Source organism: Treponema sp. R80B11-R83G3, assembly GCF_054786115.1.
In genome coordinates this window covers 16364-33303 of the sequence record NZ_BDHF01000050.1, presented here as the reverse complement: position 1 = coordinate 33303, position 16940 = coordinate 16364, and the positions used below count along the sequence as shown (strand labels likewise).

Sequence of the window (16940 nt, the reverse complement as noted above, 5' to 3'; positions counted from 1 at the left end):
GTATAAATATTTTAATAAAGTAGTTTTACCACTTCTTGTCTTTCCTGATATATTAATAATCTTCCGTTGAAAAAGTTCATTCCAAAAATTTTCTTCAGTTAATATTCTTTCTTCTTCGTGTGTTTTTTTATTATATTGAAACAATTTTGGGAATACAAAATAATCTAATACATTATTTGATATTCTAAAATTATCTTCAAAAAAGGAATTAACAAATTCATTAATAGGTGTAAATAGAGATGATTTAAGTGCTAATGGAAACTGATGCATTGGTGATTTCTTGCAAAAAAATGTTTTTTCATCATTCCATTCAAACTCTATTTCATCACATTTTTTAGAGTCAGTATCAAAAGTTAAAACAGAAAATGTACTTTTATGAGTCATTGTTCCTGAAAATTCTCCGCCTTTTGAAAGTATAAAATTATCAGCTTGAATAGTACGAATAGAATGATCATGTCCCTGAAAAACCAAGTCCGAATGACCACGAAGCATTTTTTCTAAAATATCTTTTGTTTTATTATTAAACCATTCTGTACTATGATGCATTACTGTAACAGCCAAATCAACATTATCTTTTCTTACTAATAAATAAAGGTATTTATCAGGTAAATAGTGAATTTCTTTATTATCTGCTTTTAATGTTGAAAAAGGAGCTGTATTTAGTAAGTTAAATTGTATCTTGTATCCATTAATATCAGTTATTCTTGAATCCAAAACCTTATTTTTTCTAAAACAAAATTTTGATCTTGCATATACAAAAAAATGATCTTGTAATTTTAATTCATTATTGAAAAATTCATCTTCTTTTTTAGCTTTATAATATTCAATAATATCTGCACTATTTCGTATATTCGAGGATAATATCATATCATGATTTCCGGGAACAAGATAAGTTTCAATAAACTGATTTTTGCTTTTTCCTAATTTTTTTAAAAGGGTACTAAAGAAAGAACGCACATATTTATAATTATTATCTGTTCCTGAATAAGCTAAATCACCAGAACAAATAAGTATACATTTATCAACTATACCAACAGATTGAACAGCATCTATAATTTTATCAATCTTTAAATTGTTTTGTGAATCATTGTTAATATGTAAATCACTTAGATGTAAAAATTGAATTCTCATGAAAAATTCTCCATAAATATCATTTTCCTTACTCCCACTCCACCTTCGGCAATCCCACTACAATATCAACCGTCTTAATACTAACCGTAATCACAGATAAAAGCAAGTCCAAAATATACTGCGGTTTATCATGTTCCACCGCCCAATCGTTGGGATCGTTCTTGATACCGCTTTCTTTATGGGTGGTCACTGCGTAACGTTCCATAATCCATTCAATAGCGGATTTTCCGTTTACGACATATTCATAAGCTTTAGTAGGAATATTTGAAATAGTCAAATACGAGTTATATATAATTGTGTCTTTTTGGGTTTTAGACGGATATACCATTTTATTAACGGTTAATTGATTATCAGGGATTTTTGTTCGGGACACTGGTTCGCCATTTAACAAAACTTCTGTAGGTGGCGGCTGGTTTTCGTAATCTAAATGTATTTTTGAAAGTTCACGCCCTGCTTCTGAAAAAGCCCAAAAGTCAGAGACTTTTTCTACAAGGGGCAAGCGAGGAAGCATTTTTTTTAAGTCGTTTGCAAAGGTTTTGCAATAATCGAGGCTGTGAAGTATGCCGTAGACATAATAGAAAATGTCCTCTTTTGTTACCCTATGACCGTAACGGGTATGGGCTTGTTCAAGAATAAAGTCCGATATTGCGTCATGGCGTGTATATTCATCGTTTGCATTTTCAAATAAATTGTGTTGTACTGTTTCTTTTTTTTCGTACCAGTAGAGAGGGAAGCATTGGGTTGTCCCATTCATGCCATTCAATAAACCATATTCAGTTATATTATCTGATATCAATGAAGAAAAAGTAAAATTGCTTTTCCCTGTCATGCAAATAACTAAATTTTCATTATGTTCATTTACAAATAATTGTGGCCATAATCCTGGACTTTCAATAAACGGTTTATCATAGTAAAGATGTTCTTTAGTAAAAGGACGATGTAAACTAATAATAATTTTTTTATCTTTAAATTTATGAACCACATTATTGTCAACATCTTTTTTCAATGAACGTGTCCAGCTTATTTTCTGTGGGTTAGTATCCAAACAATCATCAATATTTATTTTTTTACTTTTTTTACATTCATTTTCAATCATTTTTCGCTGTTCGTTGTAAAAACCAATCATCTTTTTCATGTTGCTAATAAGTGAATCTTTTGAAAAATTGTATACCCATGCATCCCGGCTTGTTACAATGGCAGAGGCGTAAATAGAAAAGAACGATTGTGTCATATTGTCGAATTTTTTAATTGGCTCCAACGGAATAAATTCATCAAACTTTGAATTCCGTTTATTTATCCAGTCCCCATGTTCATTAGGTTTAATTTTGGTCATCTTTAAATCAGGGTTGAGGATACTTAGATTCTCAGTAACAATTCGCAGTTTTTCTTCACGGGAAAGATAATCGCCTATGTCCTTATAGAAAATTTCAGCCTTGTTCATTTTAAGAGTTTCCTTCCCTGTACTTCTGTCAGTATGGTCATTTGCTGTATGGCAATTTTATTCAATCGCAGAAGGCGCTCTTTTTGCGGTATACCGTCATTGATTAAGACCGCATTGATGTTTTCCATATTCGATAAACATATAAGTTCGTTGATGGAAGCGTAATCACGGATATTTCCTTTTTCATCGGGATTTTTATTTCTCCATTCTTTTGCGGTTTTGCCAAAAAGAGCGATATTTAAGACATCTGCTTCATCGGCGTATATTACCGAGGCTTGTTTCGGAGTAAGTTCTTTTGGGATAAGATTTTGTTTAATAGCGTCAGTATGGATATGGTAATTGATTTTTGCCAGTTCCCGTTTGGCAGACCAACCCAAAAGTTTTTGCTCTGCGTCTTTGAGGCGCTGGAATTCGCGGATAAAATATAGCTCAAATTCGGTGGATATCCAACTTGCAAATTTAAAGGCTATATCTTTATGCGCAAGCGTACCTCCATAACGACCGGACTTGGAAATAATCCCCCTTGCTCCGGTGGCTTCTATCCATTTTTGGGGTGACAAGACAAAAGCATTCAAACCCGCTTGATTTCTAAACCCCTCGAATTCGAGGGGTTTAAATACAGGATTATTCAATGTTTCCCAAAGACCTAAATATTCAATGGTATTCCGGTTCCGCATCCAATTTCCTATTACCGCATTAGGTTCATCGGATTTGAATCTGGCAATATCCGTAAGTGAGATAAAGTCTTCTTCATCTACTTGAACTACCTGTATCGTCGTTTTTTGTACTATGATCTTTGACATGATATTCCCTTCTTCACCAAAATCGTTATTGTTACCGGAGTCCTGCTGCCTGAGCCAAATATTTTTCCACCTTCTTTTCGGGACAATTCGCCTGATGTTCTTTGATTCCCCCGTAGATTATACACATAAATTGATGAAAACTCCTGCTCTAAACATTTGCGGAAACCGTCAAGCCCGTTACTGTCCAGCCAGGAACCGTTGGAAACAAAACCAATAATTCCGCCGTAATCAGGATCAAGACGGTCGGAAGCCCATCGGAAGGCTTTTATGTAGGTGTCGTAAGTGGCTTTGTTCAGATTGGCTTCGGAAGCGGAGACATAAGTTTCGGCGATGCGTTTTTCCAGCTTCGGATACCCTTGGTTTTGAGCGTTGTCATTGGCTGACTTTTGCCCGATTGAATAAGGCGGATTACTCATAATCACCCGTAAAGGCGTTTTCTGCTGTGCAAGTACTCGTTCAGAGTTTTGCGGAAATATCTCACTAAACAGATTTTCCCCTTCCTTCGTTTCACCTAACTGGAATGTGTCGGTCAGGCAGATGCCGGGGAAGGGAGTATAGACTGGAGTTTTTGGAGGTTCAGGTTTCGTTCCCGGAAACTGTACCACGTCAGCGACATATTTTTCTTCGATTGGCGGTAAAAATATTTTATTGTAGGGGTCGGCTTTTTTTAGTTGCTCATGGTAAACATTTTCAATATTAATAGACGCTATATAATACGCCAACAACACAATTTCGTTGGCGTGAATTTCTTTTATGTACTTGCGTTCTAAATCATCATCTTTAATTATGCCGCTTTGCAACAATCGGGTGATAAAAGTTCCCGTACCTGTGAATGGGTCAAGGATATGGACGTTTTCATCGCTCATGCTTCGCCCGAATTCTTTTTGCAATACGTCTTCTACGCTGTGAATAATAAAGTCTACAATTTCAACCGGGGTGTAAACAATTCCTAATTTCTCGGTAACTTTGGGGAAGGCGGTGCGGAAAAATTTATCGTATAACTCGACAATGATTTTCTGTTTCGCTTCGCCGTTGTCTATGCCTTCGGCACGCTGTTTTACGGAAATGTAAAAGCGTTCCAGTTTCTGAACGTCATCTTTTTTGGTTTGCTCGTTAAGAGCGTCAATAATGCCCTGCAAGGATTGCGAAACCGTATTGTTTTTTACAAAAGAGTAATCTTCAAATAGGGCTTCAAATACCGGCTGCGTGATAATGTGCTGAGCCAGCATTTCTATTGCGTCCTGCTCCGTTACTGAGGGGTTTATATTTTTCCGCAAGCCGCTGATATATTTTTCAAACTCGTCTTTGGCTTTTCCTTTTTTACTTACAATGGCTGTAATGCTTTCGATATGCTTTTCGGCAATTTTTGCCACATCGGCTGCCCATTGTTCCCAATAAGGTTTTGTCCCGCATTTTTGAACAATCTTTGCGTAAACTTGCCCTTGCAGTTTTGCGAATTCAAGTTCAAGCTGTTTTTCAAGTTCAGATTTTTTATCGCCTTTGCCCTTACCGTTGATAAAATCCGTGTCGTCATCGTCATTTATGCCGCCGCCGATTACGGGTTTTACTACGCTGATAATGGGCGGTTTCTTTTTATTCAGTTCAATTTTATTGATTGTAGCGTTGAAACGGTCGTCATGGGCGCGGAGGGCGTTAAGGACCGTCCATACTACTTTGAAGCGGTCGGAAGACAAAACTTTGTCGGGATCGGCGTCAGGCAGTATTACAACCGGAATAATAATGTAGCCGTATTTTTTGCCGTCCGCTTTTCGCATAACGCGCCCGACGGATTGTACAACGTCAATTTGGCTGTTTCTTGCGGACAGGAACATTACGGCGTCAAGGGAGGGAACGTCCACGCCTTCGGACAGGCAGCGGACGTTATTCAAAATTTTACACTCGCGTTTTGAAGGGTCGGCGGATTTTAGCCAATGGAGTTTTGTTTCCCTGATTTGCGCCCCCATAGTGCCGTCCACGTGGTCGGCTTCGACTACGACGATTTCCGAGCGCTGCTTTTCATTCATTGTTGAAAAATACGCTTCGCCGCAGGCGTTAAACGCTTCTTTTGTCGCTTCCGATATTTTGATGCTTTGGCAAAACGCTACGGCGCTCCGCATGGGGGCGGGGTCTACGCCTTCAAATAATTCTTTGTCCGTAAGCGATTTTTTGGAGAGGGCGTTAATGCAGCCGATGATTTTTAGCCTTTCCTCGGCGTTGATTTCCGCGTTTTTCTCATCTATTGCCGATTGAAGTTTTTCATTTAACTGGTTTTCTTCGATAGTCAGGACTATGACTTTATAATCCGATAAAAGATGTTTGTCTACGGCTTCACCGAAACCGATGCGGTACATTTCTTCCCCGTACATGGCAGGGTCGTCCATTGAGCATAATTCAGCGGAAACATCTTTTGCCTTTTTTACCGCCGCTTCGGAATAAATCCGGGGAGTGGCGGTCATATAAATTCGTTTTTTGCTTTTTATGAATTGATTCTTATGAATTTTTACAAACTCTGATTCGTCGTAGCCCGTAAGAGTAACGCCCGTAGTGCGGTGGGCTTCATCGCAAATAACAAGGTCGAAAATAAAACTTTCTTTTCTTTGCTTATTGATTGCTTGTTGAACTTCGCTGATTACGTCTATGGACTGATAGGTGGAAAAAACGACGATGTTGCCGCCTTCGGTTTTCTGAGAACTGCGGGCATTCATCACTTGTTTTGTGATGTTTTTAATGTTAGTTGATGCCGGTAAGCAAAGGTCTGTTAACGATATTTGATTCGTATCCTCATTGTTGTTTTTATTGGATTTTGATACTGTAGCGTCGGAACAAATGCAGATTGCGTGTATCGGCTTTGCACATTGGGCTTTCCATTCACGGAGCGTCTGCCCCAACAGGGCGATAGAGGGTACAAGGAACAGGACAAGGCCGCCGTCTTTAGAAGTTTCCTTTTCGGCGATGCGCAGGCTTGTAAATGTTTTGCCTGTTCCGCAAGCCATGATGAGTTTTCCCCTGTCGTTTGTTTTAAGATAATCATGGGTTTGCGAAATGGCGGTCTGCTGGTGCGGCAACGGGTCGTATTTTTTTACTGCGGCGTTTTTGCCTGATAAGCCTTCATAGATTTTTTGCCAATCGACTGCGGCATCGGCTAACTGGTAATAGCCTATGCGTTTTACTTCGGGCGTCTGGTTCTGAATGGTGTTTTCGGCTTCCCTGTTAAAGCCTTTTACGGTGGTGTCAATCCATAGGCGGTAGGCGAAGTTTACTTTTTTTCCTGCTTCGGATATGTCATAGAATGTTTTGCCGGAAGTGGAAAGGAAGGTGTCAAGTTTGGGTTTGTCGATGGCCATGTCTTCCTGATAGCATTTGCACTGTACGGCCCAATAATCGCCGTACTTTGTCTTTGCTACAATGTCTATGCCTAAATCTTTGTCGCCTGAGCCGAAATCCCCCCTTGAAGGAAATTCGTTCCAAAGCCAAATATTAGAAAAAAGGTCTGAGTATTCGGGCATGGTTTTAAGGAAGGACTGTATTAGGCGTTCAAAGCGGTAGCCTTTATCACGCTCGGAGAAGGATTTATCACGGAATTCTTGTATTATTTGCTCGAATGTCATTGTTTGGGTATTATACCATGTTTTTAAGGTTTAGTAAGCGGATTTTTGGTTGTTTTTTATGATTCAATATTTTATCAGCCTTATTCCTTTGTCTTTGCAAAACATTTCCAATAATTCATCGCCATTATGATACAATAAGGCAAGCGATACCTTTTTCACGTTAAATTTCTTTTTGAAGAGATATTCCCCTACAAGTATTTGACCAATAACGCAACGGTTTAATTTTGTTTTAATTTCTACCAGTTCAATATTATATCCTTCTTTTACGATTTCCTGAAAATCCTTTTTATATTTTCCATATTGCCGTTGGCGTTTATTAGCGTCATTTTCTATCCTGACAATATCCAATCTTCTATCGGTGCTGTTTTTTGCAATTAATTGATTTCCTACAGATACTTCAGTAAATGATGTGCCGTTATGTTTAAGACAGTAGAGCCTTAATAAATCATTTTCTGTTAATTTAGTATTTATTCTTGTCTTCATATTAAAACGAATAAAACCTCCTAAAGTATTGGTTTACAGAATTCAATTTGCCAACGCCTTCCTCTGCTTTTCCACATACGCCGTTTGCGCGGTAGACATATTGGCAAGCCGCTGTTTAAGCAGGGCTTTTTCTATTGGTTCGAGGCTTGTTGAAAAACGATCATAGCGTTTTCAATTTTGGGTTCTTTGTGTGAACCTCTTCCCGTTAATTCATCACCTCTTCCCTATCCGCCAATGTCACTTGCAAAATGCTCGTCTGACCGCCGCGAATTATCTCCACCTTTACAACATCTCCGGGCTTGCTTGCCTCTAAAGACGCGTAAAGGTCGGCTAAAGTTTTTGTTTTTAAACCGTTTACGGAAGTGATAATGTCCCCGCCAAGGTAAATTACGCTGCGTCCGTACTGTACGGGTTCGCTGCCCTGCCGCAAGCCGGCTTTTTCAGCAAGACCGCCTTTTTTGACGCGGGAAATAAGAAGCCCCGCGTCCACTGGTAATTTCGCGTAACGGACTAAGCTTGGGAAAATCTGAACGACGGTCGCGTCAATCCAGCCTCGGCGGACTTTTCCGTATTGGATAAGCTCGTTTACTACGCGCTTGGCGGTATTAACGGGAACGGCAAAACCAATGCCAACGGAGCCGCCTGAGGGGGAATAGATCATCGTGTTAATCCCTATCATCTTGCCTTGAGTATCAAGTAACGGGCCGCCTGAATTGCCGGGGTTAATCGAAGCGTCAGTTTGAATCATGTCGCGGATTATGCGGTTTGTGGACGTTTGAATAGGCCGCCCCAAGCCTGAAACAATCCCAACCGTTAAAGTGCGCTCAAGCGCGAAAGGGTTGCCTATCGCCAAAACTTTCTGCCCTACTTTTAAATCTTTTGAGTCGCCGTAGAGAATCGTCTGCAATACCATTCCGGCAGGAGGGTCAAACTTTAAAACCGCAAGATCGCTTTCATTATCAACGCCTACTACAGACCCTTCAAACTGGGAACCGTCCGCCATGTTTATAAAAACCTTGTGCGCGTTTTGTATCACATGATTATTGGTAAGAACATAGCCTCTCCTGTCAATAATGGAACCGGAGCCGGAACTGCCTTCCTGCGGAACAGGCTCAAGAAACCAGTTTATCGCCATGGTTTCCGTGGTTATATTTACAACTGCTGAATTTAATTTTTCGTAAATGTCGATATTTTCGCGTTCACTGTCGGAATATTGAACATTGTCCGCCGTGTTAAGAATCCTGTACTCAGACTGCAAAAGCTTAAACTCATCCGCCGGAGCTTTCTGTTCCGGTAAACCTGCGGATTCGGCATTTGACTTTGGCAACAGGGGCTTTATAAGCCCAAAACCTGCGGCTAAAAGCAGGACAATAACGGCGCTTAAAAGCGAAAAAAATAAAACCTGACCACGGCTATACAGTTTCATTTATACCCTCCATACTACTTTTATTATAGTAAAAAAAGGTCGATAATAGAAGTAATTATGCCTGTATTTTTTGTTATTTTGCTCGTTCTATTTAATGCTTCCCCTGTTTGCGGTTTTGATCTGCCCGTCTCCAAAATATCAGACGATTCGCTTGTAAGGCTAAAAATTAAAGATTCATGGATGCTGGAAGCTCCCGCCAGAGTACTTGCGCAGTACGCGAGAAAAGAAACGCTGGAAAGCGGAGAGAGGGTGGAAATCCGCACTACTGAGGGCAGGGAAGAATTCATGGTGCATATATCACGGGAATTGATGCGGGGGACGGACGCTGCAAACAGCATAGGCACGGGGCAATTTCCGGGATGGATTCAAGGTTCGTGGATGCTGACGCGGCGCAAGGATACCGGCGCGGGCACTCAGATAAAAATATTTTTGCGTTCCGATCAGCAAACCTTTATTCAATTCCATCCTTTTAGCTCTGACAAATGCGTTATGGACGCGGTTGTATACGGAGGCTATATCGCCCATTCCATACCGGTCGCAGTTCCGTTTGAACGTCTGTATACGATGCCATTAAACGATATTTTACGGCTGGTTGAAAATAAATTTCCAATGAGATATTTTGAGCCTGATATTTCCAACTACAGGGATACAATAAAGTTTATCTCGCAGGTTCGCACGCGTATCTCAGGTTTGCGTTTTGTCGATGACGGCGCGATTAATGAAAACGGAAAATTTGTTTTTATCGCAACATTACAGCCTCAGCCTTCCAACTTGCAGGGATTTAACTGTTCCGGTTTTACAAAATGGCTGATAGACGGCATTCTGCGCCCCGTTACGGGGGCAAAATTGTCAATTCCGCCGCTTAAAGCGCCGTTTGGAAAAAGAGGTTCTTCTTTTACCGTTAAATGGGAAGAAGAAAAAGACATCTTTTTCGGACTCGACTGGATAAGGAATCTTGCGGCTGAGGCTAACGGGACTCTTAGAACTCCCTCGCACCGCGTACTTGAAGAATTTGAAATCCGCAGTGAAAATTTCGCCTATGTCCTTGTAAATGAAAAAAGGGCTTTTGTCATTCATTCCTATCCCGGCTTTTTGGCGGAAGCCGGATACGGTATCGAGGGGCTTCATCCCCTGCTCTACACCCTTGCCATTGATGAGCCGTTCTGTTTCTACCTTGCCGCTGTTAATAAAGAAATAGGCACTCCTTCTTCACCTAAGGGAACTCCGAGCATTCGCCAATATTACCATGTAGCCGCTCTTGTCCCGTATTTTGACGAAAACGGTTTTTTTAAAATCGTCGTTTTTGAAAGCGCGGCGGAAACGTCGTTTATAGCTTTTAGAAACCGCTATCCCAATCAGCATGTAAATCTTGTAAAAATTCCTATTTCACCCACTTTCGATCCATGACAAATACCGTTATACTGGTTAAATGCGAAATGACATTGAAGGCGTGGCGTTTGATCTTGACGGAACCCTGTACCCGAACTACCGCCTGAATATCAGGCTCCTTCCGCTCGTTTTTAAAGAAGCGCGTTTTCTTGCCGCCTTTAGCAAGGTGAGAAAAATAATAAGGAAAGAACAGAAAAACGGGATTGTTCAATATGACAATTTTTACAAACATCAGGCCGAAATCACCGCGCAAATTTTGGATGCTCCGGCGGAATTAATAAAGGAAAAAATCGATGTTTTCATATACAGGGGATGGGAACCTCTGTTTAAAAAAATTAAGCTTTTTAAAAACGTATTGGAGACGCTTGCCGCCCTTCGTAGCGTGGGCTATAAATTGGGCCTATTATCGGACTTTCCGCCGGAAAAAAAAATTGAATATTTGGGGCTTTCAAATTTTTGGGACGCGGTGAATTGCTCCGAGTACTCAGGCGCGCTAAAACCCCATCCGCTGTCGTTTGAAAAACTTGCCGCGCAAATGAACCTTATGCCCGAAAAAATCCTCTATGTTGGAAACAGCTTGCCTTACGATGTCGCCGGAGCGGCAAAAGCGGGCATGAAAACGGCGTGGATTAGGACGTTTCCCCTGCAAATTCGCGGCAAAAAAGGGCCAAAACCGGATTTTTCTTTCAGTAACTATCGCCAATTATTCGATTATATGCTACATTAATTACATTGGGTATTATTCAGGAGGGGGCATAATACTGATGATATTTACAATCGGAAATATAATTACGCTCGGCATTGTAGCGTGCGCTCTTGTCTTCTACAGGCTCGCGGATAAAAATAACCGTTCCATGGAGAAGGTTAAAAAATACGCGGAAAAATGCAAAGAAGAAATTGCCGCCTTCGCTGATGAAAAAAGCATGTCGGTAAAAAATTTCGGCATCGATCTGGACGTGGAAAAAAAAGCCGCCTCCCAGTTAATGAAAAATATCCAGCTTACCGAAAATGAACTTGCCAAAAAATCCGAAGCGATAGAGCGTATAGAAGAACATATACGCGCCTTTGATTCCTCACTTAACGAATTGCACGGAATGACGGACAGGGTTCAGGAGAATTTAAACCGGATAAAAGACGAATCCATGTTTGTAGAAAATACGGGAAAGCGCGTAAACGAAGCAAAGGAAAAATTTGAGCAGGTGGAAAAATCTTTGGAAGCGGTGGAAAAAAAGCTCGAAAAAACCGAGGAACGCTTTGAAAAGAAAAACGCCGAAGCGATGGAAAAATCAACGCGGGACATATTGGCGTCCGTTAAATCGACTGTTTCTAATTTTGAAGCCGCTGCGCATGTAATGGAACGGAAAGTTGAAGAACACCGCGAAGCGATAAATAAAGCGGAGCGAGAAAGGGAAGCCGTCTTAAACCGCGATATTGAAAATATAAAAAAAGTCTTTAAAGACACTCTTGAAAACGCGGGAAAACGCGCTGACAAAATGGAAGATGCCGCCCTTTTAAAATTACGCGATCAGGCAATGGAAAGAGTTACTCAAATTAAAACGTTCTTTGAAGAAAAATTAAAAACCGCGCAAGATGTCCTTAAAAACGAGCAAGGGTCGATTAATGAAAGGCTAAAAAATGTTCATGATAAATGCAACTCTGAAATACAGGACATAAGCGTAAAGCAGAAAAACTTCCATCAGGAATGGGTAAAAGGATCCGCCGAACTTGACGGCATGGCTAAAAAACAACGGGAAGACATTACGTCTTCTCTTGCGCGTCAGCAGGAAGAAGTTACAAACGCGCTTACAAAAGAAAGGGATTCGATTAATACGTCCCTATTACAGCAGCAAAATGACTGGAAACAAAATTTCATGGAGTTGAAAAAATCAGCGGACAAACAGCGCAAGGAATTGGACGCAAGTTTATTAACGTCAAAAACAGAGCTTAACGTGGCTATTACCGACTTAAAAACAAAATCGCAAACGGCGTTAAAGCAGCAGCATGACGAATTGGATGCGGCGATAAAACAAAACCAGAAAGAAATAAGCGCGAGCCTGACAGAGTTAAAAGAAAAATCCGGCGCGGCGGTTAAAATGCAGCAGCAGGAAACAAACGATGTTATTTCCCGGCTTAACTCTTCTCTTTCAGAATTGCACGTCCAGTCAAAAAATCTTCAGAAACAACAGCAGGAAGAACTTGGCTCAATATTGGGCGAACTGCGCGAGAAATCAGGAACCGCCATCAGAACGCAACAGGAAGAGATTAATACCGTATTAGGCGAGTTTAAAAACAAGTCGGATACCGCAATTAAACAGCAGCAGGAAGAGCTTTCATCCATATTAAATGATATTAAAGAAAAATCAAACGCGTCCGTTATTCAACAGCAAAATGAACTTACGGCTGTTCTTAAAGACCTAAAAGAGAAGTCAAGCTCCGCCGTTATTCAACAGCAAAACGAACTTACGGCTGTTCTTAAAGATCTAAAAGACGAATCAAGCTCCGCCGTCCAACAACAGCAAAATGAATTAACAACCGCTCTTAATGAACTTAAAGAAACTTCAGACTTGGCCGTTAAAACGCAGCAAAACGAAATATCATCCGCCATTAAAACCCTTAAAGAAACATCAAACTCCGCAGTCCAACAACAGCATAGTGAGTTGTCAACCGCTCTTAAGGATTTAAAGGATACGTCAGACTCAGCTATTAACCAGCAGTATAATGAAATGTCAACCGCCATTAAAAATCTTAAAGAAACCTCAGATGCCGCAGTCCAACAACAGCATAGTGAGTTGTCAACCGCTCTTAAGGATTTAAAGGATACGTCAGACTCAGCTATTAACCAGCAGTATAATGAAATGTCAACCGCCATTAAAAATCTTAAAGAAACCTCAGATGCCGCAGTCCAACAACAGCATATTGAATTGTCAACCGCTCTTAAAGCTCTAAAGGAAACATCAAATTCCGCAGTTCGGCTGCAGCAAAATGAAATATCATCCGCCCTTAATGAATTTAAAGAAAGCACAAACGCAGAGATTGCACGGCTGCAAAACGATTTTACAAAACAACAAAGTGAACTGACAACCGCCATTAATGACTTAAATGAAAACACAAACGCCGCGATTGCGCATCAGCATGACGAATTATTCACATCTCTTAAGAACATCAAAGAAAGCGCAAACGCAGTGATTGCACGGCAGCAAAATGATATTACAAAACAGCAAGATGAATTAGCAACCGCCATTAATGGCCTAAAAGAAAACACAAGCGCCGCGATTGCGCATCAGCATGATGAATTATTAACATCTCTTAAGAACATCAAAGAAAACTCAAACGCCGCGATTGCACGGCAACAAAATGATTTTACAAAACAGCAAGATGAATTGAAAACCGCCATTAATGGCCTAAAAGAAACCTTAAGCGCCACTATCCAGAGTCAGCACGATGAATTGTCAGTTTCTATTAAAGGCCTCAAAGAAACTTCAGATTCAGCCATTAAGTTGCAGCAAAATGAATTATCTGCATCTCTTAAGAACATCAAAGATACTTCAAGTGAAGCGATTCAACGGCAACACGATGAATTATCAACATCCCTCAAAAACATCAAAGACACATCGAGTACCGCAATTCAAAAACAGCAAAATGAATTATCAACTGCCATTAATGACATTAAAGAAACTTCAGACTCGGCCATAAAGCTGCAACAGGAAGAATTGGCATCAAACTTTAAAGAATTTAAAGAAAAAACAAATTCCACAATCCGTCTTCATCAGAGCGAACAGGAGGCGGCTATCAGGGAATTTATGGAAAAATCCGACGCGGCCATGATAAGCCAGAAGGACGAACTTAACGCCGCGTTAAACAGGCAAATAGAAGCGTGGAAAAACCTTTGCGCGGAAGCGGAACAAAAGATTGTTTCAGCTAACGAAAAACGGCTGGACGATTACAGTAAGAGCCACGCTGAAGCGTTTAAACAGCTTACGAATCTCGCGGATGACGCGGCAAAACTGGAAAGCGAACTGCGCCTGTCAATGCAGGAAGCCATATCAAGAGTTAAAAACGACTTTGCCGTTTTTGAAAAAGAAGCTTCCGCAAGCAGGGACGCGGCGGCGGTTGCGTTTAACGCCCAGAATCAGTCTCTGCGCAAAGAAATTGAAGAAACGAACAAAGAACTTGAGGGTTTAAGAAAACAGGCTCATGACAATTTGTCGGAAAAACTTGCGGCGTTTGAAAATGAATTTAACGTTGAACTCGGAAAACACACTTCCGAAATCGGCAGGCAAATTATAGAATGGCAGGCCGGTCTTGAAAACCGCATTGAAAACTCAGGCGATAAAATCGCAAATGAATGGAAACTGGCGGAAGAAAAAATTATTGCCGAACACAAAAAGGACATCTCTGCATTGGGCGAGCGCCTTACCTCGGATATGGAAAGGCTCAAGTCTGAAGAGACCGCTTTTGAAGAAGGCATTAGAAAGGATATGAACAATATTGATGAAACCCGTTCGGCCTTTAATGAGCAGATTAAAAAAGACCTTGAAGATTTACGCGTATCCGCAGAAAACGAAGTTAAAGTACAACTAGGCCAGTATCAACTTTCAATGCAGGAAACCTTACGGCAAAAACAGAGGGAACTGGAAAAAGAAGTTGATGAGATTTCCGAAAATTCCAAAAACGCGTACTCCAATCTTGAAGAGGCGGCGCGTAACGCGAAACAATCAATGGACGAATGGCAGGGCCAGTACAACACAAGAATACGCGAAATGGACGCCTCATTTGAAGACCTGCGCCGGCACAGCAGGGAAACCGAAGCCGAGAATGAAGAGCGTATAACGCAGTTCCGTCAGAATTTGGAAGATATACGCAAAGAACTTGGCGTTCAGAAAAAAATATTTGATCAAACAGGCGTTCTTAAAAAGGATTTGGAAAAAAATATAGAAGCAATAAACGACGATCTTAACAGGCTTGAACAGCGCAAAACTGAAATTACGCAGTTGGAAGCCAAATTAACAAGCGTCAGACGGCTTGAGGACGAAATTAACAACAAGATGACAAGGTTCCTTAACGAACAGCGGCGCATAGAACAGATGGAAAAAGACTTTAACAACGCCATAAAAACATCCCAGTCGGTTAAAGAAAAACTTGAACAGGTTTCATCTTCTGACGATATTCTCAGCGGCGTACAGGTGCAGATACGCAAATTGGAAGATTCAATTAAGGATGCGAATGAAAAATACCAGCGTATTGAAAAGAAGAATGAAGCGCTTGAACAGACTAACGAAGGCATCGAACGCAACTTTAAATCCCTGCAAAAAACGGAAACCGCTATTAAAAACGCCGAGAAAACCATTACGTCGCTTGCCGGCCAATTTGACAATCTGCGGACATCAATAGAGTTATTGGCGGCGCAAAATGAAAAAGCGACTAACGCCGTTGACAAAATAGCCTCCCTTGACGAATCGCTTGCGCAAATTGAAAAACGCATCGAAGACATGAATGTCGCGCGCGAGTGGCTTGCCCGCACGGAAACGGAACTTATTGCGCTGGATAAGGACGCAAGGTCTCTTCTTAAATTAACCAAGGGAATAACGGATAAGGAAAAGAGCAAAACGCCGTCAAAGGGCGATAGCTCGATTACTCCGCAGGAACGCGAAAACATACTAAGATTGAAAGGCCAGGGCTGGACAACCGAAGAAATAGCGAAAGCCATGAACCGTTCAAGGGGCGAAATTGATTTAATACTGGAACTTGCTTCCAGAGGCGCATAAACTTCATTTGGTATGGGGAAAATTCTTTGAATCGCGGCACGTGGGACAAATTTGTAAAAGCGCGGGAGCGTTTTCGCGTAACGACTGAAGAATTGTTCCGCTCTCTTCCCAAGCTTATAAAATTACAACAGGAACTTGCGGACACAAGGGCGGAGGCAAAAAACTCATCCTATACCGTGGAGACTCCCGTTGTTTACAATTCCGCCCTTGACGATGTGACTGTTAATGACGAAATAAAACTTATCTTGGTAGCGGATAACCCCGGGCGCAGGGAACAAGCGGCGGAAAACAGGCGTTATCTTGTGGGGCCGTCGGGAAAAATAGCAAAAAAATTTTTTATTGACAATCCTCAACTTGGAATAGATTTTGATAAAAATGTCATTATATTAAACAAAACCCCTATTCATTCGCCGCGTACTGTTGAATTACGGGAGCTTGTCCGCATGGAAAAGGCAAGCGGCAACCATTCCCTTGCAACCGCGCTTGAAGAATCACAGCGATTCATGGCTTCCCTTCTCTTTGATTTCCATGCGGCTCTTGACTGCCCTGTTTGGATAATTGGCTACAGCGAGATGCGTAAAGGCGGCATTTTTGAAACCTACACTGAAAAACTAAAGGAATTATACGCGGATAACGAAAAAATGTATAAACAGTTATTTCTTTACCGCCATTTTTCAATGAATCAGTTTACTATTGATTTAAAACAACAGGCAAAACAGGGGGAGAGTTTAAAGAAAAGTCTTAAGCGAATTGGCGAAGGGTATAGGGAAAGGATACCGGGATAATGAATTTCTACCGCGAACCAACATCCGCATAAATCTGTCCACAAGCATATTTTACCACAGATGGCGCGTAGTTTTTGGTACGAAAATCCCCTTTGTATTCTTCGTGAGA

10 protein-coding genes are annotated in these 16940 nt (G+C 41.0%); 4 read left to right on the top strand and 6 right to left on the bottom strand.

Translation table 11 applies throughout. The features are described from left to right. From ACYVRH_RS08380 to ACYVRH_RS08355, 6 genes are all read right to left on the bottom strand, one after another. Positions 1-1131: metallophosphoesterase family protein (locus ACYVRH_RS08380; RefSeq protein ID WP_461256467.1), on the bottom strand; the 1131-nt coding region annotated here is incomplete at its 3' end. A gap of 28 nt (positions 1132-1159) precedes the next feature. Then, entirely contained in the window at positions 1160-2572 is a 1413-nt protein-coding gene (locus ACYVRH_RS08375; protein WP_461256466.1) for a type ISP restriction/modification enzyme, read from the bottom strand. Continuing rightward, positions 2569-3375 (bottom strand): KilA-N domain-containing protein, encoded by an 807-nt coding sequence (locus ACYVRH_RS08370; protein ID WP_461256465.1) that lies wholly within the window; start codon positions 3373-3375, stop codon positions 2569-2571. Before ACYVRH_RS08370 ends, ACYVRH_RS08375 begins: the two co-directional genes overlap by 4 nt. Next, a complete protein-coding gene (locus tag ACYVRH_RS08365; protein ID WP_461256464.1) occupies positions 3360-6983 on the bottom strand; it encodes a restriction endonuclease in 3624 nt (1207 codons plus the stop codon). The genes ACYVRH_RS08370 and ACYVRH_RS08365 overlap by 16 nt, the downstream gene beginning before the upstream one ends. 63 nt (positions 6984-7046) lie before the next feature. Continuing rightward, positions 7047-7466, bottom strand: coding sequence for a hypothetical protein (locus ACYVRH_RS08360; protein WP_461256463.1), 420 nt, complete (start codon positions 7464-7466; stop codon positions 7047-7049). Positions 7467-7671: 205 nt separating this feature from the next. After that, entirely contained in the window at positions 7672-8892 is a 1221-nt protein-coding gene (locus tag ACYVRH_RS08355) for a S1C family serine protease (protein WP_461256462.1), read from the bottom strand. A gap of 57 nt (positions 8893-8949) precedes the next feature. On the opposite strand from ACYVRH_RS08355, the gene ACYVRH_RS08350 reads away from it, so the two are divergent. From ACYVRH_RS08350 to ACYVRH_RS08335, 4 genes are read left to right on the top strand one after another with little or no spacing between them, the layout of a single operon-like run. Continuing rightward, entirely contained in the window at positions 8950-10299 is a 1350-nt protein-coding gene (locus ACYVRH_RS08350) for a hypothetical protein (RefSeq protein WP_461256461.1), read from the top strand. A 22-nt stretch (positions 10300-10321) separates the two neighbouring features. Next, a complete protein-coding gene (locus ACYVRH_RS08345; RefSeq protein ID WP_461256460.1) occupies positions 10322-11008 on the top strand; it encodes an HAD family hydrolase in 687 nt (228 codons plus the stop codon). Between the two features lie 37 nt (positions 11009-11045). Next, the gene (locus ACYVRH_RS08340; protein ID WP_461256459.1) at positions 11046-16046 is read left to right on the top strand and encodes a SpiroCoCo family coiled-coil protein; all 5001 of its coding nucleotides are present in this window, start codon (positions 11046-11048) and stop codon (positions 16044-16046) included. 26 nt (positions 16047-16072) lie between these two features. Continuing rightward, positions 16073-16831, top strand: a complete 759-nt coding sequence (locus ACYVRH_RS08335) for a hypothetical protein (RefSeq protein ID WP_461256458.1) — start codon at positions 16073-16075, stop codon at positions 16829-16831. Positions 16832-16940 lie beyond the last annotated feature (109 nt).